At 63.5% G+C, this 24,517-nt stretch carries 20 protein-coding genes; 18 read left to right on the top strand and 2 right to left on the bottom strand.

All coding sequences use genetic code 11. The annotated features are described in order from the left end of the window. Window positions 1-222: 222 nt before the first annotated feature. Window positions 223-2,988, bottom strand: coding sequence for a type VI secretion system ATPase TssH (gene tssH, locus ACWTU7_RS01380; RefSeq protein WP_455837423.1), 2,766 nt, complete (start codon window positions 2,986-2,988; stop codon window positions 223-225). Between the two features lie 332 nt (window positions 2,989-3,320). Here tssH and tssA point away from each other — a divergent pair, with 332 nt between their 5' ends. The 18 genes from tssA to ACWTU7_RS01470 are packed head-to-tail and all read left to right on the top strand — an operon-like array spanning window position 3,321 to window position 23,342. Next, a complete protein-coding gene (gene tssA, locus ACWTU7_RS01385; protein ID WP_455837424.1) occupies window positions 3,321-4,496 on the top strand; it encodes a type VI secretion system protein TssA in 1,176 nt (391 codons plus the stop codon). A gap of 6 nt (window positions 4,497-4,502) precedes the next feature. Then, window positions 4,503-5,042, top strand: coding sequence for a type VI secretion system contractile sheath small subunit (gene tssB, locus ACWTU7_RS01390; RefSeq protein WP_455837425.1), 540 nt, complete (start codon window positions 4,503-4,505; stop codon window positions 5,040-5,042). 3 nt (window positions 5,043-5,045) lie between these two features. After that, window positions 5,046-6,551 carry a type VI secretion system contractile sheath large subunit gene (gene tssC / locus ACWTU7_RS01395; protein WP_095519758.1) on the top strand — a complete coding sequence of 502 codons (1,506 nt, stop codon included), beginning with the start codon at window positions 5,046-5,048 and terminating at the stop codon, window positions 6,549-6,551. A 48-nt stretch (window positions 6,552-6,599) separates the two neighbouring features. Continuing rightward, window positions 6,600-7,055 carry an Hcp family type VI secretion system effector gene (locus tag ACWTU7_RS01400; RefSeq protein ID WP_023801311.1) on the top strand — a complete coding sequence of 152 codons (456 nt, stop codon included), beginning with the start codon at window positions 6,600-6,602 and terminating at the stop codon, window positions 7,053-7,055. Beyond that, window positions 7,042-7,797, top strand: a complete 756-nt coding sequence (gene tssE, locus ACWTU7_RS01405) for a type VI secretion system baseplate subunit TssE (RefSeq protein ID WP_455837631.1) — start codon at window positions 7,042-7,044, stop codon at window positions 7,795-7,797. Before ACWTU7_RS01400 ends, tssE begins: the two co-directional genes overlap by 14 nt. A gap of 1 nt (window position 7,798) precedes the next feature. Beyond that, window positions 7,799-9,673 (top strand): type VI secretion system baseplate subunit TssF, encoded by a 1,875-nt coding sequence (gene tssF / locus ACWTU7_RS01410; RefSeq protein WP_455837426.1) that lies wholly within the window; start codon window positions 7,799-7,801, stop codon window positions 9,671-9,673. Further along, window positions 9,637-10,722, top strand: coding sequence for a type VI secretion system baseplate subunit TssG (gene tssG / locus ACWTU7_RS01415; RefSeq protein WP_455837427.1), 1,086 nt, complete (start codon window positions 9,637-9,639; stop codon window positions 10,720-10,722). Before tssF ends, tssG begins: the two co-directional genes overlap by 37 nt. Then, complete coding sequence (tagH, locus tag ACWTU7_RS01420) at window positions 10,719-12,200, top strand: type VI secretion system-associated FHA domain protein TagH (protein WP_455837428.1); 1,482 nt, start codon at window positions 10,719-10,721, stop codon at window positions 12,198-12,200. The genes tssG and tagH overlap by 4 nt, the downstream gene beginning before the upstream one ends. Before the next feature lie 3 nt (window positions 12,201-12,203). Continuing rightward, window positions 12,204-12,656, top strand: a complete 453-nt coding sequence (tssJ, locus tag ACWTU7_RS01425) for a type VI secretion system lipoprotein TssJ (protein ID WP_065006842.1) — start codon at window positions 12,204-12,206, stop codon at window positions 12,654-12,656. 39 nt (window positions 12,657-12,695) lie between these two features. Continuing rightward, entirely contained in the window at window positions 12,696-14,030 is a 1,335-nt protein-coding gene (tssK, locus tag ACWTU7_RS01430; RefSeq protein ID WP_065006952.1) for a type VI secretion system baseplate subunit TssK, read from the top strand. Window positions 14,031-14,034: 4 nt separating this feature from the next. Further along, on the top strand, window positions 14,035-15,357 hold the full coding sequence (gene icmH / locus ACWTU7_RS01435) for a type IVB secretion system protein IcmH/DotU (protein WP_455837632.1): 1,323 nt from the start codon (window positions 14,035-14,037) through the stop codon (window positions 15,355-15,357). A gap of 1 nt (window position 15,358) precedes the next feature. Beyond that, complete coding sequence (gene tssM / locus ACWTU7_RS01440; protein WP_455837429.1) at window positions 15,359-18,895, top strand: type VI secretion system membrane subunit TssM; 3,537 nt, start codon at window positions 15,359-15,361, stop codon at window positions 18,893-18,895. Beyond that, window positions 18,892-19,416, top strand: a complete 525-nt coding sequence (gene tagF, locus ACWTU7_RS01445; protein WP_455837430.1) for a type VI secretion system-associated protein TagF — start codon at window positions 18,892-18,894, stop codon at window positions 19,414-19,416. The genes tssM and tagF overlap by 4 nt, the downstream gene beginning before the upstream one ends. A 3-nt stretch (window positions 19,417-19,419) precedes the next feature. Continuing rightward, the gene (locus ACWTU7_RS01450; protein WP_455837431.1) at window positions 19,420-20,292 is read left to right on the top strand and encodes a DUF4150 domain-containing protein; all 873 of its coding nucleotides are present in this window, start codon (window positions 19,420-19,422) and stop codon (window positions 20,290-20,292) included. Window positions 20,293-20,301: 9 nt separating this feature from the next. Continuing rightward, on the top strand, window positions 20,302-20,724 hold the full coding sequence (locus tag ACWTU7_RS01455; RefSeq protein ID WP_455837432.1) for a hypothetical protein: 423 nt from the start codon (window positions 20,302-20,304) through the stop codon (window positions 20,722-20,724). Window positions 20,725-20,727: 3 nt separating this feature from the next. After that, a complete protein-coding gene (locus ACWTU7_RS01460; protein WP_455837433.1) occupies window positions 20,728-21,207 on the top strand; it encodes a hypothetical protein in 480 nt (159 codons plus the stop codon). 3 nt (window positions 21,208-21,210) lie between these two features. Next, window positions 21,211-22,302 (top strand): DUF2169 family type VI secretion system accessory protein, encoded by a 1,092-nt coding sequence (locus ACWTU7_RS01465; RefSeq protein ID WP_455837434.1) that lies wholly within the window; start codon window positions 21,211-21,213, stop codon window positions 22,300-22,302. Beyond that, entirely contained in the window at window positions 22,299-23,342 is a 1,044-nt protein-coding gene (locus ACWTU7_RS01470) for a hypothetical protein (protein WP_455837435.1), read from the top strand. The genes ACWTU7_RS01465 and ACWTU7_RS01470 overlap by 4 nt, the downstream gene beginning before the upstream one ends. A 1-nt stretch (window position 23,343) precedes the next feature. Here the strand turns inward: ACWTU7_RS01470 and ACWTU7_RS01475 are convergent, their stop codons facing one another. Beyond that, a complete protein-coding gene (locus ACWTU7_RS01475; RefSeq protein ID WP_455837436.1) occupies window positions 23,344-24,507 on the bottom strand; it encodes a hypothetical protein in 1,164 nt (387 codons plus the stop codon). Window positions 24,508-24,517: the final 10 nt, after the last annotated feature.

Below are 24,517 nucleotides of genomic sequence, written 5' to 3' on the forward strand. Positions count from 1 at the left end.
CGAGGCAGTCGGCTCAAATAGCGCACCCCCAGGAGCCAGGCGTCCGCTTTCGGGAAGGGGAATCAGGCTAGCAAGTCCAGATTGGGTGAGTTCAAGCCGATGCACACGGCGGCCTGAAGGTCCGCTTCTGACATTCCGGGCCTGGAAGCTGCCGGTCCGGTGTCCGCCCTGAGCGGTCCTACGGCTCCGATACAAAGCGTCAACTATAGAATTGCTGCTGGGCTATTCGAAGGAATAGGTGAATCCTCCTTCGGAGGCTCCGACAGTCACTTTCGTCATCTTTTCGCCCTCGAGCGACCGGTTCAGCACGCCACGGCTCAATTCCGGCAGAAGCGTGTTTGTCAAAATGGCGTCGATCATCCGCCCGCCGGATTCGATCTCGGTGCAGCGGGCCTTGACCAGATCCATGACGCCGTCACCGATCACCAGCTCGGCATCGTTGCTTGAACGCAGCCGGCGGGCGATCTTGGCGAACTGATGCCGGGTGATCGCTTCGATCATCGTGTCCGAGAGCGGGTAGTACGGGATGGTTACCACCCGGCCAAGGAAGGCCGCGGGGAAAACCTTCAACAGCGGGCCGCGCAATGCCGTGTCGAGATCGTCGAGCCCCGCCCGTACCGTGCCGCTGCTGGTCCGGTCCATGATGACTTCGGAGCCAACGTTCGAGGTGAGCAGGATCAGCGTGTTTTTGAAATCGATCCGCCGGCCTTCGCTGTCGTCCATCATTCCCTTGTCGAAGACCTGGAAGAAGATTTCATGCACGTCGGGATGCGCTTTCTCGACCTCGTCAAGCAGGATCACCGAATAGGGCTTGCGCCGGACCGCCTCGGTCAGGATGCCGCCCTTGCCGTAGCCGACATACCCGGGTGGCGCGCCCTTCAAGGTAGAAACCGTGTGCGCCTCCTGGAACTCGGACATATTGATCGAAATGAGGTTCTGCTCGCCGCCATAGAGCGTCTCGGCCAGGGCCAGCGCGGTTTCGGTCTTGCCGACGCCCGAGGGACCGCAGAGCAGAAAAACCCCCACTGGCTTTTCGGGCGCGCCGAGCCCGGCCCGGCTGGTCTGCACGCGCTTGGCAATCATTTCCATGGCGTGATCCTGACCGACCACGCGCTCGGACAGGGTAGCGGCGAGCCGCAGCGCCTTTTCGGTCTGGCTCGACAGCATCCGGCCAGTCGGGATGCCGGTCCAGTCCTGCACCACGGCAGCCACCGCGTTGCGGTCGACCGACGGCAGGATCAGCGGCGTCTCGCCCTGCTCTTCTGCGAGTTCAGCCATCAGCTCCCGCAGCCGCGCGAGATCGGCAGCCGGATCGGGTGGAGAAGGATCGGCAGTGGCCTTTATATCCGCATCGGCTTCAGGCGTTTCGATCTCGGGCGTTTCGATCTCGGGCACATCCGCACTTGCTGTTTCGGCAACCGCCTCGGGAGTCTCCACAGTGTCGAGCGGCACACCCTCGCCGCGCAGCCTGGCGCGCAATTCGAGTATCTCGCCAACCAGCGCCTTTTCCCGATCCCAACGTTCCTGCGCGGCAGCAAGCGTGAGTTCGGTCTCGGCAAGCCCGGTTTCGACCCGAGCCTGCCGGTCGGCCACGTCGATGCCAATCGCTGCCTCGCGGCCGATGATGGCGCGCTCGACCTCCAGCGCCTGGCGGCGGCGCATAATGTCCTCCACCTCCGCCGGGGTGGCATGCTGCGAAATGGCGACACGGGCGCAGGCGGTGTCGAGAAGGCTCACGGCCTTGTCGGGCAGCTGCCGCGCCGGGATGTAGCGGTGGGACAGGCTGACCGCCGCCTCGATCGCCTCATCGAGGATCTGCACCTTGTGGTGCTGCTCGAGGACAACGGCGACACCGCGCAGCATGAGAACGGCCACCGCTTCCGACGGCTCATCTATCTTGACGACCTGGAAGCGACGGGTAAGCGCCGGGTCCTTCTCGATGTGCTGCTTGTATTCGGCCCAGGTCGTTGCCGCGATCGTGCGAAGCTCACCCCGCGCCAGCGCCGGCTTCAGCAGATTGGCCGCATCACCGGTTCCTGCCGCGCCGCCGGCGCCGATCAAGGTGTGAGCTTCGTCAATGAAGAGGATGACCGGCGTTTCGGAGGATTGGACCTCGTCAATGACCGCCTTCAGTCGTTTTTCGAATTCGCCCTTTACGCTTGCGCCCGCCTGCATCAGGCCGACATCGAGCATACGCACACTGACGCCCTGCAGCGTCGGCGGCACGTCGCCCTCGGCAATCCGCAAGGCAAAGCCCTCGACGACCGCGGTTTTGCCGACCCCGGCCTCGCCGGTCAGGATCGGGTTGTTTTGCCGGCGTCGCATCAGGATATCGACGATCTGCCTGATCTCCGGATCGCGTCCGACAACCGGATCGATCTTGCCGTCGCGGGCGCGCTGGGTCAGGTCGGTCGCATACTTCGCCAGCGCCGAATCCCCGCCCGCAGCCCGCCGCGGTGTTTCGGCGGCAGGAGCTGCCGCGGGGGAGCCGGCCTCGAGTGAACCCGCCGTCACCTCGGCGAACCGCGCGATGACCGCGTCGGCATCGATCCTGCCAAACTCGCCGCTGATCTTCGACAGCAGGCCGTCCAGCACCGGCGTCTTGAGGCAGGCTAGGATGATATGGGCGCTGCGGACCTCCTCGACGCTGAATTCCAGCGCTGCCAGGTTCCAGGCTTCCTTGATGGCGTAGAAGATATGATCGGAAAACTCCTCGATCGAAGTGGCGCCATAGGGCAGCTTGTCGACGGCGCGGGTCATATCGGCCGTGAGCCGGCTCGCATCCACCCCGGCGTCCAGCAGTATCAGTTGCACATCGGAGCGGTCGGAAAGTACCAGTTGTTCGATGAAGTGAACGAGCTCGACATAAGGGTTGCCGCGCAGCTTGGCGGTGTCGGCCGCAGCCTTGAAGGCGCGCAAACAGACGGGGTTGAGCTTACCGACCAGTTCCTTGCGTTTGAAGCTCTGCGACGACCGGCGCTGTTCCATTGAACTTGCTCCTCCAATCTGCCAGGCAATAAACTGCCACATAAGCAGCGACTTGACAAAGAGCGTTATCGACGGGGCGTCTGGGTGTTCGAACCAGTCGACTTCTTCCCTGACAGCAAAGCCGACGCCTTCGGCTACAAACAGCCGTGGAGTGCCCAGCTCTTGCTGATGCCTTCACATACAGGGTTCGACAATTGCGCCAGCGATTTCGAGCTCAGGCCCCCCTCTGCAAGCTTCCATTAAGATTGAGCAGCAACTAAATTGTGGTAAAGTGTCGCGGTGTGGTAACGTTGGGTCACGCACGGCCCAGGAGCCGCTCGCTGGGGGATGGTGTGATTGATCTCGCACTCTGGCTGAATCCGCTGGACGGTGAAAATCCGTCAGGGGAGGATTTGCGCAACGATCCAGCCTTTCATGAGCTGGAGCGTCTCACCGAGCCCCAGGTCAAGGTCGTCCATGGCGGGCACAACAAACCCTCCTCGGAGAACACCATTCCGGTCGACTGGCCTGCCGTCCTCGACAAGGCGGAGGAATTGCGTGCGCATGGCCGGGATCTGCGCCTGCTTGTCATTGTCACGCGCGCGCTCGCCAATGAGCAGCGGCTCGCCGGACTCGCGCATGGTCTGACCCTTATCGCGCGGACCTTCGATCAGCATTGGGAGACCATGCATCCGGCCCTGCGGCCCAGTGCTTCACCGCGCGACGCCGCCTTGCGTCGCATCAACGCCCTGCTCGACCTCCAGAATGGCCAGGACGGTTTGTTGGCGGACTTGCGGAAAATGACGTTCTTCGCGCCGCGCCCTATCGGACCGATCAGCGGACGCGACCTGGAACAAGGCGCCCTCGACGAACGGCTCATGCTTCTGGAATCGGCTTCAGGATTGAATGCGGCCGAAAAGGCAGCGCTGGTCAGCGCGCACGGGCAGCTACTGAACCGGGTCCATAGCGGATGCGCGGCACAGGCCGATCAGGCCAATGCCGAGATGATGGCGCTCATCGCCGATGCCCGAGCGACGATCACGGCTCTCGAGGCGGTCGAGACGGCTCTCAACGTCCGTCTCGAGGGCGGTGGCGCCGCTGTTCCGGAATTGAAACGGTTTCTGCAGCGTTTGCTGTCGACCCTCGAACGGAATTCGGCAATCGAGACCGCGACGAACGGCGCGGCCGAGCCTGCCCCCACGACTGCAGATCCGGAAATGCCTGCTCGAAACGGTCATGGAGCCGATACTATGGCAAGTATGGCGAGTTACGCGGAACCGAGCACGGCGCTCCCGGATCGGATTTCCTCGCGCGACGACGTCGTGAAATGCCTCGACCTCGTCGTCGCCTTCTATGACCGCACCGAACCGTCGAGCCCGATCCCGCACCTCGCCCGCCGCGTGCGCCGGATGGTGCATATGGATTTCGTTGAACTGATGGAAGATCTCGCCCCGTCGGGGCTGAAGGAATTCCGGCTTCTTGCCGGCGTTCCCGATGCCAAGAAGACGGCCCAGAAGGATGAAAGGTAACGAGCCATGGCAGCTGAAAGCAAAGCGAAAGTCATCGAACGGAATCGCGCGCCGCGCGTGCAGATCGCCTATGACGTGGAAACCTATGGCAGCCCAACGACGATCGAATTGCCGTTCGTCATGGGCGTGATGGCCGATCTTTCCGGCGCTTCACAGACCAGGGAAGCGATGAAGTCGGTACTGGACCGCTCCTTTGTCGAGACCGATGCCAACCGCTTCCCCCGTTTCATGGAGGCGCTTGGGCCGCGCGTCAAAGCCCGCGTGAAGAATACGCTGCCTCAGGCTGAGGGCGCCGAGCGGGAGGAAGAGCTGGCACTCGATCTTACCTTCACCAAAATGGGCGATTTCGCCCCGGACAAGATCGCCGAGCAAGTTCCGCAACTGGCCGAGATTCTCAAGATGCGTCGCCAGCTCGAGGAGCTGCTCGGCTTCATGGACGGCCGTGTCGACGCCGAAAAGCGCATCGCGCAGCTTCTGAACAACGAGCCGCTTCTTGGCAAGATCGCCAGCCAGGCACTGTCCGACGAAGACAAGGTTGAGGTGTAAATCATGGCCGAACAGCAAAAAACCGCAGCCGTCGCCGCCGAGGCGGAGGCCATTGATCTCGGAGAATTCAGCGGACTCCTCGAGAAGGATTTCAAGGTCAAGAAGGACGACAGCGAAAAACTGCAGCAACTCGTTCGCAATCTCGCGCTGGCGGCACAGTCCCGTTCCGATACCACGACGATCTCGTCCAACGCGATCAAGTCGATCAAGTCGCTGATCGCAGGCATCGACAAGATGCTGTCGGAACAGGTCAATGAGATCCTGCACGCGCCGGAAGTGCGCGAAATGGAAGGCACATGGCGCGGGCTCTGGTATCTCGTCAACAACACCGAAACGGATCAGAAGCTGAAGATCCGGGTGATGAACATTTCCAAGGAGCAGCTCGCCGACACGCTTGAAGACTATGAAGGCCAGATGTGGGATCAGAGCCCGATCTTCAAGAAGGTCTATACGGACGAGTATTCGATGCTGGGCGGCGAGCCGATTGGCTGTCTGATCGGCGCCTACGAATTCTCTAACCATCCGCGTGACGTCGGCTTGTTGCGCAACATCTCGGGCATTTGCGCCTCCGCGCACACGCCGTTCATCGCGGCCGCGTCGCCACGCCTGTTCCGCATGGACAGCTGGCAGGAACTGCCGAACCCGCAGGACCTGCAGATGATCGTCTCCAACCCGGCCTATGCCTCGTGGCAATCGCTGCGCGAGAGCGAGGATGCGCGTTATATCGGCTTGACCATGCCCCGTGTCCTGGCACGACTGCCGTATGGCTCGGAAACTGTTCCGGTGAAGGGTTTCACCTTCGAGGAAGAGGTCCACGGCGACCACAACAAGTATGTCTGGATGAACGCCGCCTTCCCGATGGGCGTGAACATAAACCGCAGCCACAAGCTTTATGGCTGGGGCACACAGATCCGCGGCGTCGAGAATGGCGGCACCGTCATCAACCTGCCGGTGCACAGCTTCCCCACCGATGACGGATCGGTCGCGATGAAATGTCCTACGGAAGTCGCCATCGACGACCGGCGCGAGGCAGAACTGGCCAAGCTCGGCCTGATGCCCATCCTGCACAGGAAAAATACCGATCTGGCGGCTTTCATCGGCGCGCATTCGCTGCAGGATGACGAGACACGTGCCGGCCGGCTGGTCGATCCCGACGCGCAGTCGAACGAGCGGCTGAGTGCCAACCTGCCCTATCTTTTCCCGGTTTCCCGCTTTGCGCATTACCTCAAAGCCATTGCGCGCGACAAGATAGGGTCGTTCAAGGAGCGGTCGGACATGCAGATCTGGTTGACCGAGTGGATCAACCGATACGTGCTGGCCAACCCGGCCTTTGCCGACGACAAGGCGCGCGCCAAGCGCCCGCTTGCTGCGGCCGAGGTCCAGGTCGACAGCGTGGAAGGACGGCCGGGCTACTACAATGCTCGCTTCTATCTGCGTCCGCATTACCAGCTGGAGGGCATCAACGCTTCGCTCCGGCTGGTGTCGGAACTCCCGTCCGTAAAGACTTGATTCGCAGCAAGCACACCTTGTTCTGTTTGAAAGCGGTGGAGAAAGACAATGCCAGTGAAAATTGATGGTTTTCTAAAGGTTCCGGATATCAAAGGTCCAAGCGTTCGAGACGGCCACGAGGATGAAATCGAAGTCCATGGGGTCGATTACAAGATAATCGCGCCGTACGATCCGAATTCGCTCTCACGCCGCGGTCGTGTTTCCCTGGGGATGATCAAGTTCACCAAGCACTATGACAAGTCGTCGCCCTATCTGAAAAAGGCGCTGTTCGACAACAAGGCGCTGGACGAAGTTGTGTTCTCCGCCCGCCGGACCATCGATGGGGAGACCAGCGACTATCTGGTCGTTACCCTGACCGACGCATCAATCATGGAATACGACATGTCGCAGGCCGAGGACGAGGAAGACCTGATCGAGGAGGAGGTCAGCTTCGCCTACAAGAAGATCAAGTTCGTCTATGACAAGGATGACGAAATCGAAATGGATGTCTATGTCGGCAAGTGAGGCCCGGCGGCCCGGCTCGGACAAGTTACAAATCACCGGCAGTTCGCGAGCGAAACGCGAAGCGGTCCAGCCCTCTCTTTGGGACCGCCTCGTCAACGACCTGCCGGGCGTGACCTCCGAGATAGACGGGCTGCGCCAGACCTTACGGGACGAGCTTGGCGAGGACCGGCTGGATACCCTGCTGGCGGGCAGCGCGCGGCTTATCGATACCGACGCGGAGCTGACACCCGATCAGAGGCGGCGTCTGCAACGCCTGGCCTTTCAGACCCAACACCGCGCGGAGATCGAAAGCCGTGGCGTGGTCGTATCGGCTCGCGTCCTCAAGGAGGCCGTGCGGCGCGACATCGAGGCCTTGTTCAACACCGAGCGTTTCGAAGCTGTTCCGCTTCTCTCCGATTTCGAAAGCGAACAGGCCGCAGACAATCCGCCATCGCTGGCCGATTTTCCGGAGGTGCGCCGAAGTGTGGTCAACTACGGCGTGCCTTCCTTCTCGGGCCGTTCGTCCCGCGACTTTGATCGCGAGACCCTGGCGCGCGAGATCCGCTCGGTCCTTGCCACGTTCGAGCCCCGTCTCAAGGAAAGCGCAACCAAGGTAACGGTGACCCTTGGTGACAAAAGTGTGGGCCTGAAGATCGAGATAGACGCTGTGCTGATCATGACGCCGACGCCGGAACGCATGCGCCTGCGCACCACGATCAATCTCGATAACGGCCTGGCGCGGACCGAATTCAGGGACAGCTGACATGGATCGGGTCTTCGTAGAATATTACGAGGAGGAACTGACCCATATCCGCGGACTCGCGGCGGAATTTGCCGACATGCATCCGGCGGTGGCGCGCAATCTTTCGCTTGATACGGTCCCCTGCCCGGACCCATACGTCGAGCGTCTGCTTGACGGCGTCGCTTTCCTCGCTGCGCGCACCCGGTTGAAAGTCGATGCCGAGCGTTCGCGGTTTTCACGCAGCGTCCTGGATGTCCTCTATCCCGATCTGGTTACGCCGGCGCCGGCAACGGCGATGGCAGTGCTGAAACCCGGCCAGCAGGTCCAGTCGATGATTGCCGGCCATGTCGTCAACCGGAACACGCGGCTGGTGTCCAGTCTGCAACCCGGCCTGTCGACGCGCTGTACATTCACCACCGCGCAGGAAATGACGCTTTGGCCGATAACGATCACCTCGGTAAGCTATTTCCAGGATCGCAGCGGGTTGGCAGCGGCCGGCATAACACCGATCGGCGGCGTTGGCGGCGAGGCGGCGCTGCGTATCACGCTGGGTCGGGCCGGAAAAGGCAGGCTCGACGAACTGGCGCTTGAGCGGCTTGATTTCTATTTCGCCGGGCGCGCCAAAGCGCCATTGCTGTTCGACGCGATTTTCGGCGCCTGCTCGGCCGTTGGTGCACGAGCCGAGGGTAAGGCCAATCCGCTGGCGCCTTTGCCAGGGCCCGAAATGGTCGGCATCAGCGACGACGAGGCGTTGATGCCTCGAACCCGTCCGACATTCGAAGGGTACCGTCTGCTGCGCGAATATTTCATGATGCCCGAGCGCTTTCACTACGTGCGGGTTTCAGGACTGCAATCGGTCGTGCGCAGATGCGACGCCGGGCTCGAGATCATCTTCATGTTCCGGCGTCCAGTACCCGAACTTGCCGATGTGACGCCGGCGGATTTTGAACTTTTTGCGACGCCGATCATCAACCTCTTCGAGCGTGACTGCAACGTCATCGAGCTTGATCCGCGCAGAACGCGGCAAGTGGTGCATGCCGACCGCACGCGGGCGCGGGACTTCGAAATCTATCGGGTCACCCACGTCGAGGACGCCGACGCCGAGGGTCCCGACGCCGAAATTCCGGAGCTCTTCAGCCTGGGGCAAAACCGCAGCAATGGCTGGGTCTACTCCACCGAACGGCGGCCTCGGCGGGCCACCGAAGATGAACGGCGCGACGGGTTGACCCGTACTTCATACACCGGAGACGACGTTTTCCTTTCGGTTTCACGGCCGGCCGGAAGCCCGGCGAACCGGCCGCTGAAGCGTCTCGACATCATGGCGCTTTGCACCAACCGGGACCTGCCGATCCTCGACGACAACCCTACCTTGACGCTGGAAACTGGCGATCCGGTCGAAACGGTCCGGCTTATCGGTGCGTTGCGCCCGCCCCAGCCGGCTATCCCGGCCGCGCTGCCGGCGGGCGCCCAAGGCGAATCCCGCGCCGACAATCTCGCCTGGCGGCTGGTGGCGCAGTTGGCGCTCAACTTTCTCAGCCTTGCCAAGGAAGGCCGCGGTGTCGATCCGCTGCATGCGCTGCTCGATCTTTATGCCGACCGGGGAGATCCGAGCCTCGCCCGCAATGTGCACTCGATCGTTCGCATCGACTCGCGGTCCGTCATCGAGCGGCTGCAGATCGATGGGCCGATGTGCTTCGGACGGGGCACGGAAGTGACGCTGCATGTGGACCAGTCGGTCCTGGCAGGGCAAAGCACATTGCTGCTTTCAGCCTTGCTTGCACGGCTGTTTGCCCGTCACGCCGGACTAAACGGCTTTGTGCGGACCCGCACGCGGCTGCTGCAGAAGCAGGAGGATGTGCCATGGCCGATGACGCCCGGCAATCGCTACCTGATCTAGACAAATTCGACTTGGACCAGGTCGAAGAGCTGGATGATACATTCGATTTTTTCGAACTGTTGCGCCGGCTCGAACGCAGGGGCGGGCTATTCGGCTATTCCGGCCCCGCGGATCGCGAGCCGGCAAGGCTCGGGCAGCATGTGCGTCTTAGCTTTTCCGCTAAGGACGTGGTTGCGTTCCGCGAAGCGAAGGACAAGACGCCGGGGAAGGTCGGGACGCCGGCCCGGGTCACGGTTGCAAATCTCGGGCTGATGGGACCGGAAGGCCCGATGCCGCTTCATTTGACACGTTGGGTGCTCGATCGTCTGTCGCAGCGCTGGTTCACCGGCGCCGACGCACGGCAGACCAGCGACACGACGTTCGTGGACTTCGTCAATATTCTCCAGCACCGCATGATCGCCCTGTACTATCGGGCCTGGGCCGACGCGCATCCGGCAGTACAGGTCGAACGGGCGGTCGGCGGCCGGGTAAGGGCCATGCTTGAAGCCATGGCGGGAATCGGACTCCCCGGCACCGACAATCCCGATCTCGACGCCGTGAAGCTTCGCCAGGCCGCGTCGCTCGCCAGCCAGGTCGACGGTCCGGAGCGGCTGACGCTGTTCCTGGCGGAAGCGTTCAAGGTCCCGGTCCAGATCAAGGAGTTCGTTGCTACCTGGATGACCATACCGGCGTCGCTCCAGACCCGACTTGCCAAAGCTTACGCGGTGCTGGGTCGCGGGGCGACGATCGGCCCGCGCGTTTTCAGCCGCCAAAGCAGGATCGAACTCCGCGTCGGCCCGCTTGGGTATGAGGAGTTCAAAACGTTCCTGCCGGGCGGTCAACGTCTGAAAATGTTCAAACAGGCCGTTCGCGACATGGTTGGGGAATCGCTCGATGTCGATCTGCGGATCGTGCTCGCGCGTGAAGCAGTGCCGCAGCCCCGTATCGGAGCGGTGCAGCTCGGCCGAACCAGCTGGCTTGCGCGGCCCGCTGAAAGGGGCGATGCTGACGATATGCGGCTGCGGACAATCGTCGGATGGCGGCCGGAAATGGCGGAGGTCGCGGCATGAGTCTGCTGCTGACGCTGGAGCACGGGCCACGGACCCAGGCGGTACGGCAGACCCGGCTGGACGAGGGTGAACTGGTGATCGGCCGTAGCGCGGACGCGGGCTGGCAGATCGACGATCCCGACATGTTCGTTTCACGCGCCCATTGCAGGATCACCGGCGGGCGGGATGGGTATTTCGTTACCGACACATCAAGCAGCGGCTTGTTCATAAACGACTCCGACAGCCCGCTCGGCGCCGGGACGTCGGTCCGTCTTCAGAACGGCATGCGGCTGAGGCTGGGCGACTACATCGTATGCGTCGATCTGCAGTCGCCGGCCGCTCAAGCACCAGCAGCCAGCCAATCGTTCCCGGAACGGTCGCCGCCGGCATCACGAGCGCCGGTAAGCATCGGCCGCGATGATTTCTTTTCAGCCACGGTCGAAGAAGAGCCGCGCCGACTGCGCCCCGCCGATCTGCCGAACCCGTTCGAGCAGCCAATTCCAGGAGCGTTCGAGCGCGCCAACCAGCGCAGTTCGCCTGCCTTCGACGACCCGTTCAGCCTCGACCCGGTAGCGACGCCCGCGCCGAGAGGCGCTGCCTATTCCGAACCACGTGGTGCGTCAGGCCCCGCAGACCCATTTAGCCTCGATCCAACGCCTTCCGGTGCAAGCGAGCCCGTTCGGGGCCAGTCCATTCCAGGCCAGCCTGTTCCAGGAAGGTCATCCGATTTCGATAACGATTTCGGTTTCGGGCCGGCAGCCTCGCCCGATTTGAGAAACGGTGCCGGCTCGACGGGTCAACGCCAACACATCGCCGGAAGGCCGCAGTCGGCCAATCCCTGGGATTTGCCTGGCCAGGCGGCAGATATCCCTTCTCCGCCCCGTGCAGGCGTTGCGCCCGCCCCCTCCCCGGCAGCGGCGCAACAGGCGAACACGGCGCTTCGCACCGCGTTCTTGCGTGGCATGGGCATTGAAGAAGCCGATTTTCCCGGACGCGACAGCGTCGCGGAAATGGAGAAGTTCGGTCGCGAGTATCGGCGCATGATGGAAGGCCTGATGCAACTGCTTCGCAAGCGAGCCGAGGAAAAGGGAAACGCTCGCGTCGCCCAGACGGTGGTGGGGGCCTCTGAAGTCAATCCGCTCAAGTTTCTGCCGACGGTCGACGACGCCATCGTGACCATAATCGCGGAGCGCAGCCCCGGATTTCTGGCCGGCGAAGCCGCAATCGCCGACGCGGTCCGCGATCTCGCGCAACATCACGTGCGCGCCTGGCGAGGCGTGCAGTCCGCGTTGCGGCGAATGATTGACCGTTTTGACCCGGCAGCGATCGAGGAAGAGCTCAAGTCGAGTTCCGCGATCGGCACCCTGCTTTCGGGCGGGCGCAGCGCCAAGCTGTGGGAGCTATACCAGAAACGCCATCGTGAAATCGCCCAGAGTGCGGAATCGAGCTTCCTCGGCGAAATCGGCGCTGATTTTCGGGATGCATACGAGGAGGAGTGAAAAATGATCGATCGCCGTGAATTTATCGTTGCCCTGGGCGCAACCGGGCTGCTGGCGGCTTGCCAGAGTGGTCCGCCAAAACCATCGGCGGTCACTGTCAATCTGACCGGCGCGGCCGGCATGAACCCGGGACCAGGTGGCGGCGACCGGCCCGTGACGGTCCTCGTGATGCGGCTGCGCAGCACCGGTAAATTCAACTCGGCCGATTATTTCGCGTTGCAGGGGGATGCCGGCTCCGCACTTGGAGGCGATCTCATTGGATCCGACCAGATCTCCATCGGACCTGGAAAGACCGCATCCAAAACCATCACGGTCGAGCCGGACGCAGCTGCGCTGGGCTTCGTTGCCCTCGTCCGCGAGCCTGGCGGCCGGAGCTGGCGTACAACCAAGTCGGTGTCGCCGGGGTCAAAAGTAACCGTCAACGTCACTCTTGGCAGCGGCGGCATTTCCGCCTAGCGGCCAGGGCAAGGGGTGCTCGATGCAGAAAGTTGCGGCATGAGCGATGCAAACAGGGTGCTGTGGTCCGAAGGCCTGTTTCTCCGGACCCAGCATTTTCAGCAGCAGGATCGCTTTTTCGAGGCGACTGTGCGCGGCGCGTTGCAGGCCGGGCAGCTCCATACGTTCGGCTTTCAGCAGCTGACGCTGGACCAGGCAATGCTCGACGCCGGCCAGGTCTCTATCCTGTCGGCCCGGGGCATCTTTCCGGATGGGACCCCCTTCTCCATCCCAGACATGATGGATGCGCCACGACCGCTGCCGGTCACCGCCGACACGGGCGCCGGACCGGTGCTGGTCGCCCTGCCGCTCGAGCCTGCCGGCGGTGTCGGCTTCGATCCGGCGCACGCCGCATCGACGGGCGCGCGCTATCATGGGCGCATCGTTACCGTCCGCGACGCCGTCCAGGGCGGTTCAGATCCTGAGGAAATCGAAATCGCCCGTCCGCAGGCGATGCTGCTTGCACCTGGAAAATCGGTTGGTGGCTACACCGCCCTGCCGATAGCGGACATCAAAGGGGTTCGAGCCGATGGCGGCGTCTCCCTGGATGAGACGTTCCTGCCGCCGACATTGGTTACCGGAGCGGTGGCCTGGTATCGGCAGTTGCTTTTGGAAGTCGTCACCGGCCTCGACCAAATCGCCGAGGCGCATGGCAAAATGGTCATGGGCGGGCCAGGGCGCAGCGTCGAAGACCTGTTGATGCTCAATCTCGCCAATGCGGCGCGTCCGCGACTGGCCCACATGCTGGCGCAGGACGTTTTCCATCCGGCCGAGCTTTACCTGGAGCTTGCCGGTCTTGCTGGTTCAATGGCGACCTATGGCTCGAGCGCGCGGCGGCTGAGCGAGTTGCCCGCCTACGATCACATGGCGCCCGGCCCCGCCTATTCGGCGCTGGCGGACGCCTTGCGCTCACTCATCCTGAGCCTGCGTTACATCGAGCCTAAATCACGCGCCCTACCCGTCATGCGGCATTCGACCAATGTCTGGAAAATCCGCATCGACAACCCGAAACTGCTGGTGGCCAGCCGAATCGTCATCCGGGTCGGTTCCGAGCTGTCGGAAGACGCCTTGCGCAAGATTTTCGTCAACCAGGCGACTGTCGGTTCTGCCGATCAGTTCGAGGGCCTGTGGAAATCGCGTCTGCCCGGCATTCCACTGAAACCGCTTCATTCCCAGCCCCGCGAAATCCCCTACGATGGCGATCGGTTGTGCCTTGAGCTGGATCAGAAAAGCGAGCACTGGGCCTCGCTGCTCGACGCCCCCGGCTTTGTCATTGGCGTGTCCGGTGTACTGCCGAGCGAGCCGCAGGTGGACTGCTATTCGGTAAACAGGTGAAATGATGAGCCGGGATGATCCTTTCGGACTGTCGGAGGATCGCGAACGCACTCGCATACGACTGACCGGCGCGCCGATGCCGCGACCGATGACGCCACTCTTGTCGGGTGTGCCAATCAAACGGTCGCGTACGCATCCGAACACGCTTGTCAACGCATTCGCGCCCCTGCTCGAGTTCGCGCCCGAGCTTGAAAGCGCGCTGCCGCCGGAAAACCCGGAAGCGTTGCGCACCCGGTTGCTGGATGAGCTGGTTCGGGCACGCGACGCGGCAATGGCGGCAGGGTCCTCTCTGGAGCGCGCCGACCAGGCAGCCTGGGTTGTGGCGGCGTTGCTTGACGATCTGGCCTTGAACACGCCGTGGGGTGGTGCCAGCGCATGGCCGCGCCAGCCGCTTGTGGTGATGCTGCGAGGCGATGTCGATGCCGGCACGCAGTTCTTCACGCGTCTCGATGAACTGGAGCGCCATCCGAACCGGGATCGCGAGCTGCTCGAACTGCAATATCATTGCCTCGCGCTCGGCTTCCGCGGCAAGTATCGTGTGCCAGGCCGGTCGGGCGACCGCTCGCTCAATGCCGTTCGCGTTGCTGCGGCGCGCTTTTTGCGCGATGCGGATGCCGACGGCGCGCCGCTGTCGCCAAACTGGAAAGGCGTGATCGCATCCGACGAGCCGCAGCGCTTCATCGTTCCGATCTGGGTGATGGGGCTCGGTGCGGCGGTTATCGCCACTGCAATCTATCTCGGGCTGTCGATGGGACTGAGCAGCCAGGCGGTCGAGCTTTCCACGCTCGTTCGTGCCTTGCCGCCACCCACGCGCGGCGAAATCAGCCGCACATCGCCACCGGTCGACGCGCCGCCGCCAGAGGCGGTGGATTTCGCGCTGGTGCCGGAGTTTCAGGCCGGAGCGCCGGCGAATCTCAGAGCCGCGCTAAGCGGCACCGAGAGCGTTTCGCTGGCCAGGCTGATCATTCAGGCCTCCAACCCCGAACTGTTCCAGTCGTCGCGGCCGACACTGACGGAAGGCTTCGAACCGCTGATCGGTTCAATCGCCAAAGTGATCCTCGCCAATCAGGAACTGATCGGAAATATCACCGTGGTCGGCCATACCGACAGTGTTCCTTTGCAACGGTCCAATCCGCTTTCCACCAACCAGCGGCTGTCGGAAGCGCGCGCAGCGACGATTGCCGACATGCTGGTCCAGAACGGTGTGCCGCAGGACCGCATTCGCTTTGAAGGACGTGCAGCTACCGATCCAGTGGCCGACGACAGCACGCGCGCGGGACGGGCCTTGAACCGCCGCGTCGAGGTGCTGGTCGAGAAGAGGCTGTGAGATGTTCATTCTGCGCTTCCTATGGGCGGTTCTGACATCGCGCTGGCTGTGGACGTTGATCGGCATCACGCTGCTTTCTCTGGTTATCTGGGTGTTCGGCCCGATCGTCAGGGTCGGTGCTTACGAACCCTTCGCCTCGGAAAACGTGCGCATTGTCATCATTGCGCTGCTGGTCATCTTCTGGCTGATCTGGCTGATCGTCGCGCAGCGCCGGGCGATCCGAGCCAACCGCATGTTCGTCGCCGAAATCGCAGCGCCAGCGGTGGAAAAACCGCTGAGCCCCGGCGAAGAGAACGTCGCAGCCGTTGGCGCCAAGTTCGCCGAGGTGATGGCCGAACTGAAGCGCCGCAAGCTGGGCGGACGCAAGTTCCTGCGCGAGATGCCCTGGTACGTGATCGTTGGGCCGCCTGCCACCGGCAAGACCACGGCTTTGCGCCAGTCCGGCCTGAACTTTCCGATCGATCTCACCGACGACCTGCAGGGGGTCGGCGGCACGCGCAACTGCGACTGGTTTTTCTCGGAGAACGCGGTTCTGATCGACACGGCGGGCCGCTATGTGCAGCAGGAGAGTCAGCCCGACGTCGATGCGGCGGAATGGCTGGGCTTCCTCGACCTGCTGAAAAAGCACCGCGGCCGCCGGGCGCTGAACGGCGTTATCGTCGCGCTGTCGATCGACGCGCTTTCGGAGGGCGACGAAGCCATCAAGGCTCACGGCCGCAAGATCCGCCGTCGGCTGGCAGAGCTCAACGACCGGCTCGAAATCCGCCTTCCAGTTTATCTGATGCTGACGAAGGCCGATCTGATCAAGGGCTTCGAGGCTTTCTTCGGCGGCTTGTCGACGGCCTCGCGCGAGCAGGTGTGGGGGACGACCTTCGCGCTCGATGCGCGTGTCGACGCAAAGACCATAGAGCGGGAAATCGCCACCCTTGCGACGGAACTCGAGCGGCGGCTGGTGCCACGCTTGGAGGACGAGGACAAACTCGCCGCCCGCGCCGAGATTTTCAGATTTCCCGCCCAGCTCACGAGCCTGTCCGAGCCGATCCAGGTGCTGATCGAGGCGATGTTTGGCGAAAGCCGGTACGAAGAAGCCGCCTGGCTGCGCGGCCTCTATCTGACGTCAGCGACCCAGGAAGGGGCGCCCATTGACCGGCTGACTGCGGCGCTGTCGTCATCCTTCGGTCTTCCGCCCCGACGGGCCATGCCAGCGCCGCGCGTGGAAAAACGCAGCTTTTTCCTGAAGAATCTGCTGACCGAGGTCATCTTCAGGGAAGCCGGCCTGGGGACATTCGATCCGCTGGCGCAGCGCCGCCGCGCCTGGATCTGGCGTGGCGCCGCGGCAGCCTGCGCCGCCGCCGCCCTGTTGGCCGGTGCAATGTTCACCTGGTCCTACTATGACAACCGCAATGCGATCGCAGCACAGGCGAGCCAGTTCGAAGCGCTGCAGGCGCCACTGACCGCAGCAGCCGCGAGCCCGGCATCGGTGGAGCAGCCCGCCATCGATAGCGCGCTCACTACGATGGCCGAGGTCGCAAATGCCCGTACGGCACCGCCGAGCAGTGCCCAGGATCTGCTGGGGCCATCGGCATCGGCGGAGCTGCTGCGGGCGCAGGCCGATACTTACGACCACGCTCTGCGCAACGTTCTCGAGCCGCATATGGTCGCTCTGCTCGAGGCGACCATGTGGCGGCAGATCCGCGATCCGGATTTCATGCTGGGGGCGCTGAAGACCTATCGCATGATGACGGGCCTGTCGCAGATGGACGCCGATTACGTCCAGAACTGGTGGGTCAATGACTTGCCGGAATTCGCGCCGGCGGCGCCCTTTCCGACCGCCGACGCGGAGGAGCACCAGCTTGCCGCGATCCGCCGCATGGCGGTCGACGACAGCTACATCGCCCCGGATCAGGCGCTGGTTGCCGAGGCTCTGAAGACAGTTTGCACGATTTCGCTGCCGGCGCGTGCCTACAAACAGTTGCTGGCCGATCCGGCGGTGGCCGGCCTCAAGGAATGGATCCCCGCGAATTTCGCCGGCCCCAACGGCGCCAAGGTTTTTGCACGGCGTTCCGCCAAGACGCTGCGCGTCGGCATTTCAGGCGCATTCACCTATTCCGGCTTCCACGATGCCATCCTCGACCGGATCGAGGATGTCGCCGCCCAGGCCGCACTCGATCGGGCCGTCTTTGCCGGAGGCTGTTCGGAAAATTCCGAAACCTCTGTCTCGGCGCTGTCCGAGGATATTCTAAAACTCTATTACGAAGACTACATCGCACAATGGGACAGCTTCCTGCGCGATATCAGGCTCGCGCCATTGGCCGACCTGAATGTCGCCAGTGAGAACCTCAAGGACCTTTCGAGCGCTGATTCCGCGCTGAAGCGCCTGCTTACCGCGGTCGTTCAGGAGACCGAGCTCACTCGATCCGATGAAGCGCCGGCCGACAACAAGGCAGCAGCCAAGGGCGGCTCGAAACTGCTCGGCAAGCTGGGGAAGCTGGGAAAGATCGTGAAGACAGGGGCAAAACTGCTGCCACGCGCAGGATCCGCCAACGAGGTGGATCTTACCGGCAATCTGGTGGCCGAACACTTCAAGCCGCTCAAGGGCGCAATCGCCGAGGTCGACGGCCAGCCGCCGGCACTCGACGCCGCGGTGGTGGCCCTGACGGCACTTTCGAACGTGCTGCAGACGGTCACGGCCAATCCCGACCCCCAGGACGCCATCAAGAAACAGGGCGGCCTCGCCGAACTGACGGGAGCGGTCGCCAGGCAGGCGCAGATCCTGCCCGATCCGGTCGACGACTGGCTCGGCGGCATCGCCGGCGACACCAGCGGCCTGACCCAGAAGGCCGTCACCTCGGAGCTTAACGCCATCTGGCGCGCCGACATCCTGCCGTTCTGCCAGGCGGCGCTCAACGACCGCTATCCGTTCAGTCCCGAGAGCGCGGTGGACGTCAACGTCCGCGATTTCGCCCGCCTGTTCGGGCCGGCCGGGATGATCGACGCCTTCATCAACGATCACCTGATCAGCTATGTCGACACCGCCAGCCAGCCATGGAGGTGGCGCGCCGATTTTGGGCTGGACCCGGCGGCCCTGGCGGCATTCGAACAGGCCAGGCGGATACGAGATGATCTTTTTCCAGGCGGTACCGGCCCGGTGATGAGCTTCACGCTCGAACCCAAGGACCTGTCTCCCAACGTCACGCGCGTGACCCTCAATCTCGATGGCCAGAACCTCGTCTACTACAACAACGCGACGCGGCCGCAACCGATGACCTGGCCCGGCAAGGACGGCACCGGGGTCATCTCGCTGGCCTTCCAGCCGATCGACGGCTCGCCTGAGGTCATGCTGAACGAAACAGGCAGCTGGGCGTGGCTGAGGATGCTGCGCAGCGGCCGTTTCACCGGCACGTCACTGTCCGATGTCTACAGCCTGCGATTGGGGACGCAAGGCATGTACGCGGATTTCGAGCTCAAGGCGGCAAGCGTCGAAAATCCCTACAATTTGCAGATGTTCAAGAAATTCTCATGTCCGCCGCAGATATGAACACCGGCTTCTTCGGCAAGATTCCGGCGACCGGAGATTTCGTCGCCGCGAACCTGCCGCGGACCTTCATCGACCGCTGGGACCGCTGGATGTCGATGGAACTGAGCGCACGGCCCGACGAGGGGGAATTGGATTCGCGTGTCTGGCGCTTCATCGTCAAGGGCGGCATTTTCGGCGACCAGCCCTGTGCCGGCGCCTGGCGCATGAGCGAGGATCGCGTCGGCCGCCGTTATCCGTTCGCCATCGTCCGGCTTGGCCCCCCGCCGGAGCCGGGCGACCCGTGGTACGATGCCGTGGCCTCGCTTCTTCAGAACTGCGTCGACAACTACTGGGCGCAGACCCGGCTGGCCGAAAGCCTTCAGATTTTGCCACCTCCGGGCGCCGCCGCCGCGACCGACAAGATCGCATTCTGGAGCGACGACTGGGAGGTCAGGGAGTTCGGCTTCGCCGACATCCACGACCTTGCTCAAAATGCCCTGCCCGCGATGCGCGCGGCACGGCCGGAGACGCCGGAGTCCTGAGCCATGGGTAACACGGTCTACGCCGAAAAGATGGGCTTCTTCCACCAGGCAAGCGGCGGCAAGGGCGTCGCGCCGGGCGACGTCTGCCTCAGCCCGCCGCCGCCGCCGGCGGGACCGGTGCCGGTTCCATATGTCAACATGCTTTCGGCCAGCGATCTCATCAAAGGCAGCAAGAGCGTCAAGGTGCAGGGAACACCGACGGCGCTGGAGAACTCTTCCGAAGTGGCGCTGAGTACGGGCAACGAAGCGGCCACACCGGGACTGGGCGCCGGCGTGGTCACCCATCGCATCAAGGGCAAGGGCTCGTTCAAGCTCTGGTCGTTCACGGTCAAGGTCGAGGGCAAGGGGGTCTGCCGCCACGGCGATCCGATGGAGCAGAATACCGCGAGCCCGCTGCCGAACACGGTCGACGTGTCCGCCATGGTGGACTTCTCGGTGGTGGTCGGCAAGGACGCGATGAAGGAAGACTGCCCGCGCGACTACAAGTACTCGGAGGACTATACCCCCACGACCGAGACCCAGCGCGCTTCCGTGCAGGGGCAGGCCTGCTGGCAGTGCAAGAAGGACCGCGCCAACATCCTTCGTCGGGCTCCAGGGCCAAAGAAGGACAAGGCGCTGAAGGACATCGACGCGAAAATCAAGAAGCAGACCGACGGCAAGGTCACGATGATCGCCGATCACCAGCCGCCGCAGAAGGTCGCATGGGAGATGGGAGCGTGCCATGATGAGGACAGCTTCGCCCAGCGGATGCGCGACCTTCCGTGCCAGCCGCATTGTCATGCCCACAGCAGCCAGCAGTCCAAGGACATGCGCGCACTGGATCGCCGCGAGCTATACGATGCGATGAACGCGAATATCAGGGGTATCAACATATAGAGGTGTGAAATGATTTCGGCAAAGCATCAGGAAATCTACAATCTCTGGACAGATGAATTGAAGACTGCCGTTCCACCTTTGCTGGAATGGTGGCATGATCTACACGCACATGAAGTCAATAAGGAGCTTGTCGACACTCGCTGGCCGGCAGGGCCCGCGAGTCATCCTCGCGTCATTGCCCTGTTTCGGAAGTACTACTTCGAAACGACGAGGCTGAACGATTCGCTTTTGCGCGGTGTGCCGCAACACGGGAACGAGATGTGGGGCTCCGAGGCCAAGCAACTGTCCGAGGAAAGCGAAGGGGCTGGGCCGGTCCCGCCGGTGACGCTGCTGCTCTCCTGGCTCGACGATACCGAGCCCGAGCTGGCGGACTTCATGAGGACGTTCGACTTCATTCCTATCGGGGAAGATCCGGAATTCGAGGAGTGCTGAGCGATGGCGCTGCTCGTCAACCACAACATCAAGAACGGAACCTACCGGCTGCTCCGAGCGCCCGGCGACGTCCGAGGCCGCGCGGAAGAGGCGGCGCCGGTGACCGGCACGGCCGGCCATCGCGACCTGTTCGCCGCCTATCTGCTCGAATTCGTGGACGTGTTCGCTGTCGCCTCCGAGACGTGGGACGCGAGTGTCGAGGAGCGCATGGAGACCGGCCTACCGATGGACGAGGCAATCCTCCAAACGATCGAGGCCAACGGGATTGCCGGCCCCGCCGGCCACCCGAGAGTGGTCTGGCTAGTGCGCAAGTACTGGCTCGCGTGCGACGAGGAAAACCGGCGTTCCGCGTCGAGCGCGGTACCTCCCGAAGTGTTCCTTCTCGAGTGGCTGATCCAGGGCGGCCATGACGACTATTCGACGCTGCTGACCGCCATGCCCTACTGGCCGATCGGCCTCGACGAACACGGCAATTGGTGCTGAACGATGGCGATGGCGTTCGCGGTCGGGATCGAGAATCGCACGCCCTTCGCCACCGCGACACATGTGCAACTCGACGCCGACGGCCAGGAAGTCCTGGTCGTCATGTTCTCGGCAAGCTTCGATGCGCTCGACGGCGCAGCGGCACTGGACGTCTGCGAAGACCAGATGCCGGTCGCGCTCTGGGATATCCCGTTCGGCGATCCGGCCAATTCCTCCAATCGCTACGAAGCCGATATTGCGCCGCATAAGCCGGCCGCCGAAATCCTTGTCAACGGTTCGGCGCACGCGCCGAACGGCCGTCCGGTGGCGGAGATGCAGGTCGGTTTCCGCGTCGGTGGCTTGCAAAAGGTGCTCAACGTCGTCGGAGACCGCATCTACGACGCCGGCGGCTACAGCGCGCCGGCCCTGTTCCGAACCATGCCGATCGTTTACGAGCGCGCCTATGGCGGGACGCTGCCAGATGGCCGGCTTTACCGACGCAACCCGGTCGGCGTCGGCTATCACCATGCCTCCTCCGCCGATCCGGCAGTGCGCACACAAGCCCCGAATGTCACCTATCCCGCTGAACCTTATCTCAGCCCCTCCGATCGACCCAGACCGGCCGGTTTCGGCCCGCTCGGGCGGGGTTGGATGCCGAGACTGCAGCTCGCCGGCACCTACGACCAAGCCTGGATCGACACGCAGTGGCCTCTGCCTCCCGAGAATTTCGATCCGCGCTACAATCTGTGCGCCCCGGCGGACCAGCACCTGCCGGCAATCCATGGCGGTGAGACTGTCACGATCATCGGCATGACACCGAACGGCCGCTGGGACTTCCGCCTGCCGCGCGTCGTTGCGCCTGTGCGGCTGATCTATGACAACCGGGTCGAGGAACGTCCGTTTGCCGCGGACACGGTGATTGTCGAGCCGGACCTGTGGCGCGTCACACTGAAAGCGCGCTTTTCACACGTGACAAAACGGAACACACCGGCGCTGCGGGAAATCGTCTTCGGCCATGTCACGCCCGCCTTTCTCGTGGCCCGGCGCAAGCGCAAGACCTATCTCAGCCCGCGTGGCGGCGACGGCACCGTCGACCGCGCCGTGTGGCAGCCATGAAGCGGCCGCTCTACCTCGCCGGCGGCGGCGCCGTGACGCCCGCCGGGCTGAACGCGAGGCAAACGATCGCGGCCATTCGGGCGAGCCTTTCGGCCTTCGAGGAAATCACGCTCGCCGAACCGTTCGGGATGCCCCAGATTGTCGCGCGCATACCCACTCACCGGCATCTGCGCCGCAACGAAGGCGAATGGCTGGTCAACATGGCCGCCCGCGCCATCAACGAGGCACTCGGCACGGACGGGCCGGGTGTCGCGGCGGCAACCGCGCTGCTCATCACCACGCCGGAGAGCTTTCGCAACCATCCGGGGTTCGTGGATATTCCGGCGCGCGATTTCCTGGCCGCGGTTGTCGATGCGACAGGCCTGAGGTTCCATCACGCCTCGCGCGTCATCGACGGCGGCGCGGCCGCAAGCGTGGGACTGATCGAACGGGCGCTTGCGCTGATGGAGGAGCAAGGCGTGGCGCAAGTGCTGCTCGGCGGCGTCGACAGCCTCGTCAACCACACCGACCTCGGCCGGCTCAGCCGGACCGGGCGTTTACAGGGCGCGAACAACGCCCAAGGACTGGTTCCCGGCGAGGCCGCCGTCTTCGTGCGGCTGCTGCGGGAACCCGGCCGCGAGCCTGTCGTGGCCGCTATCCATGGCATCGGCATGGCCCAGGAGACGGACAGCATCCTTTCCGAGCGCTACAGCCAGGGCCGCGCCATGCTCGGCGCACTGCGCGACGCCGTTTCGGGATCGGGACCATCGGAACCCGACATCGACTTCGTCGTCTCGAACGGCAATGGCGAGCGCTACCATGGCTGGGAGATGCTGATTGCCCGACCGCGCTTCTATCGCACGCACCGCACCCTGATGGCGACGGCCTATCCGGCGATGACGGTCGGCGATACCGGCGCGGCCAGCGGCGCGCTGGCGCTGATGCTGGCCGCCGACAGTCTTGTCCAGGATTATGCGCCGGGATCGATTGCCATGTGCGAAGTCGCATCCGAGAACGGATTGCGCGCCGCCGCCCTCGTGGCGCGGGTGAACCGCCGATAGATTACAGCCATGCCGGAAACCGGCGCGTCCTTCGCCAGTCGGCCAGCGGCGTATCGGTTGCCGCGATGGCCGCGCGCAACGCGTCGAGCCGCAACCGGCGCATCGAATGGAAAGGCGTGTGGCCGCGCCCGCCCCGTCCCTCGTCCCACCAAGCAGCAACGCGATCGGCGACAGGCAACGGGCTGTCGTTCAGAGATTCAAACGCCTTCCCCAAATCGGCCGCGTCTATCGTGAACAGGTCGGTGTCGTTGAAATCCACATCGAACAGATCGCGCATCGCCAGCCCGGCGGCAAAGACAAGTTCCGGCTCGCGCATCTTCTCGATCAGCCAGGGCATCACCGACGGATCGCCAAACAGGCCGATCGAGGCGGTTGCCGCCACGCGCAGCAGGGGCTGGCCGAGGCGCGTCTGCAACCAGGCTTTCGCAGCCTTGGGCGGCGTTGTCAGGAGGCGTATCTCGATCGCCGCCTCCGCCTGGTCCGTCTCCGTCAGCACGATCTTGTCGACCACAGGGTGGGCGGACTGGGTCTCGCCAAGCAGGCAAGCTGCCAGCGCCGCCGTTAAACGCTCCTTGGACGTCTCGCCATCCAGACCGGCCAACACTGCCGGAAGAAGGTCGCGGCGCTTGAGCGCGCCGGCGAGCCTGATGGCGCGGCTGCGCACCCTGGTGTCGGAATGGCTAGCAAAATCATGAAGGCGCGGCCCCGGATCCACGCGATGGTGCCAGAGCGCCGAGAGCCCGAGGCAACGCTGGACTGCATCGCCAGTGTCCAGCCATTTCGCCACGAACGGCCGCAGTTTTTCGCGCGGCGTGCGCGCGACTGCGGCGGACAGGCTCGATAAACCGGCCTCAGCCGCGTTTGCGCTGGCGTCGATTGTGGAGGCTACCAACTTGGCATCACCCCAACGCAATGCCAGTGCGCCAAGCACGAAAAGCTCGCCCGGTTCGGCATAGTCCGCGAACCTGGCCTGGGCAGCTTCCCATCCGGCTTTGCCGGCAGCAATGAGCCCTTCGAGGTTGGCTTCGAGACGCTGATCGATGCGACCGATATCGGTCTCGTCGAGCAGCGGGCCGTCAATCTCCCGGCGGCGGCGAAACCAGAGGAAAGCCGCGTCTTCAGCGTGCTGGTCCACGATGGCAGCGATGGTCGCGATGCTGTGCATCGGCAACGCC

Source organism: Mesorhizobium sp. BHscii, assembly GCF_053848065.1.

Coding starts and splice junctions, on each gene's coding strand:
- ACWTU7_RS01475 (WP_455837436.1), bottom strand. CDS start 24,507: ATGCACAGCATCGCGACCATCGCTGCCATCGTGGACCAGCACGCTGAA.
- tssF (WP_455837426.1), top strand. CDS start 7,799: ATGGATCGGGTCTTCGTAGAATATTACGAGGAGGAACTGACCCATATC.
- ACWTU7_RS01455 (WP_455837432.1), top strand. CDS start 20,302: ATGATTTCGGCAAAGCATCAGGAAATCTACAATCTCTGGACAGATGAA.
- tssJ (WP_065006842.1), top strand. CDS start 12,204: ATGATCGATCGCCGTGAATTTATCGTTGCCCTGGGCGCAACCGGGCTG.
- tagH (WP_455837428.1), top strand. CDS start 10,719: ATGAGTCTGCTGCTGACGCTGGAGCACGGGCCACGGACCCAGGCGGTA.
- tssM (WP_455837429.1), top strand. CDS start 15,359: ATGTTCATTCTGCGCTTCCTATGGGCGGTTCTGACATCGCGCTGGCTG.
- tagF (WP_455837430.1), top strand. CDS start 18,892: ATGAACACCGGCTTCTTCGGCAAGATTCCGGCGACCGGAGATTTCGTC.
- ACWTU7_RS01465 (WP_455837434.1), top strand. CDS start 21,211: ATGGCGATGGCGTTCGCGGTCGGGATCGAGAATCGCACGCCCTTCGCC.
- tssE (WP_455837631.1), top strand. CDS start 7,042: ATGTCGGCAAGTGAGGCCCGGCGGCCCGGCTCGGACAAGTTACAAATC.
- tssH (WP_455837423.1), bottom strand. CDS start 2,988: ATGGAACAGCGCCGGTCGTCGCAGAGCTTCAAACGCAAGGAACTGGTC.
- icmH (WP_455837632.1), top strand. CDS start 14,035: ATGAGCCGGGATGATCCTTTCGGACTGTCGGAGGATCGCGAACGCACT.
- ACWTU7_RS01400 (WP_023801311.1), top strand. CDS start 6,600: ATGCCAGTGAAAATTGATGGTTTTCTAAAGGTTCCGGATATCAAAGGT.
- ACWTU7_RS01470 (WP_455837435.1), top strand. CDS start 22,299: ATGAAGCGGCCGCTCTACCTCGCCGGCGGCGGCGCCGTGACGCCCGCC.
- tssC (WP_095519758.1), top strand. CDS start 5,046: ATGGCCGAACAGCAAAAAACCGCAGCCGTCGCCGCCGAGGCGGAGGCC.
- ACWTU7_RS01450 (WP_455837431.1), top strand. CDS start 19,420: ATGGGTAACACGGTCTACGCCGAAAAGATGGGCTTCTTCCACCAGGCA.
- ACWTU7_RS01460 (WP_455837433.1), top strand. CDS start 20,728: ATGGCGCTGCTCGTCAACCACAACATCAAGAACGGAACCTACCGGCTG.
- tssK (WP_065006952.1), top strand. CDS start 12,696: ATGAGCGATGCAAACAGGGTGCTGTGGTCCGAAGGCCTGTTTCTCCGG.
- tssB (WP_455837425.1), top strand. CDS start 4,503: ATGGCAGCTGAAAGCAAAGCGAAAGTCATCGAACGGAATCGCGCGCCG.
- tssG (WP_455837427.1), top strand. CDS start 9,637: ATGGCCGATGACGCCCGGCAATCGCTACCTGATCTAGACAAATTCGAC.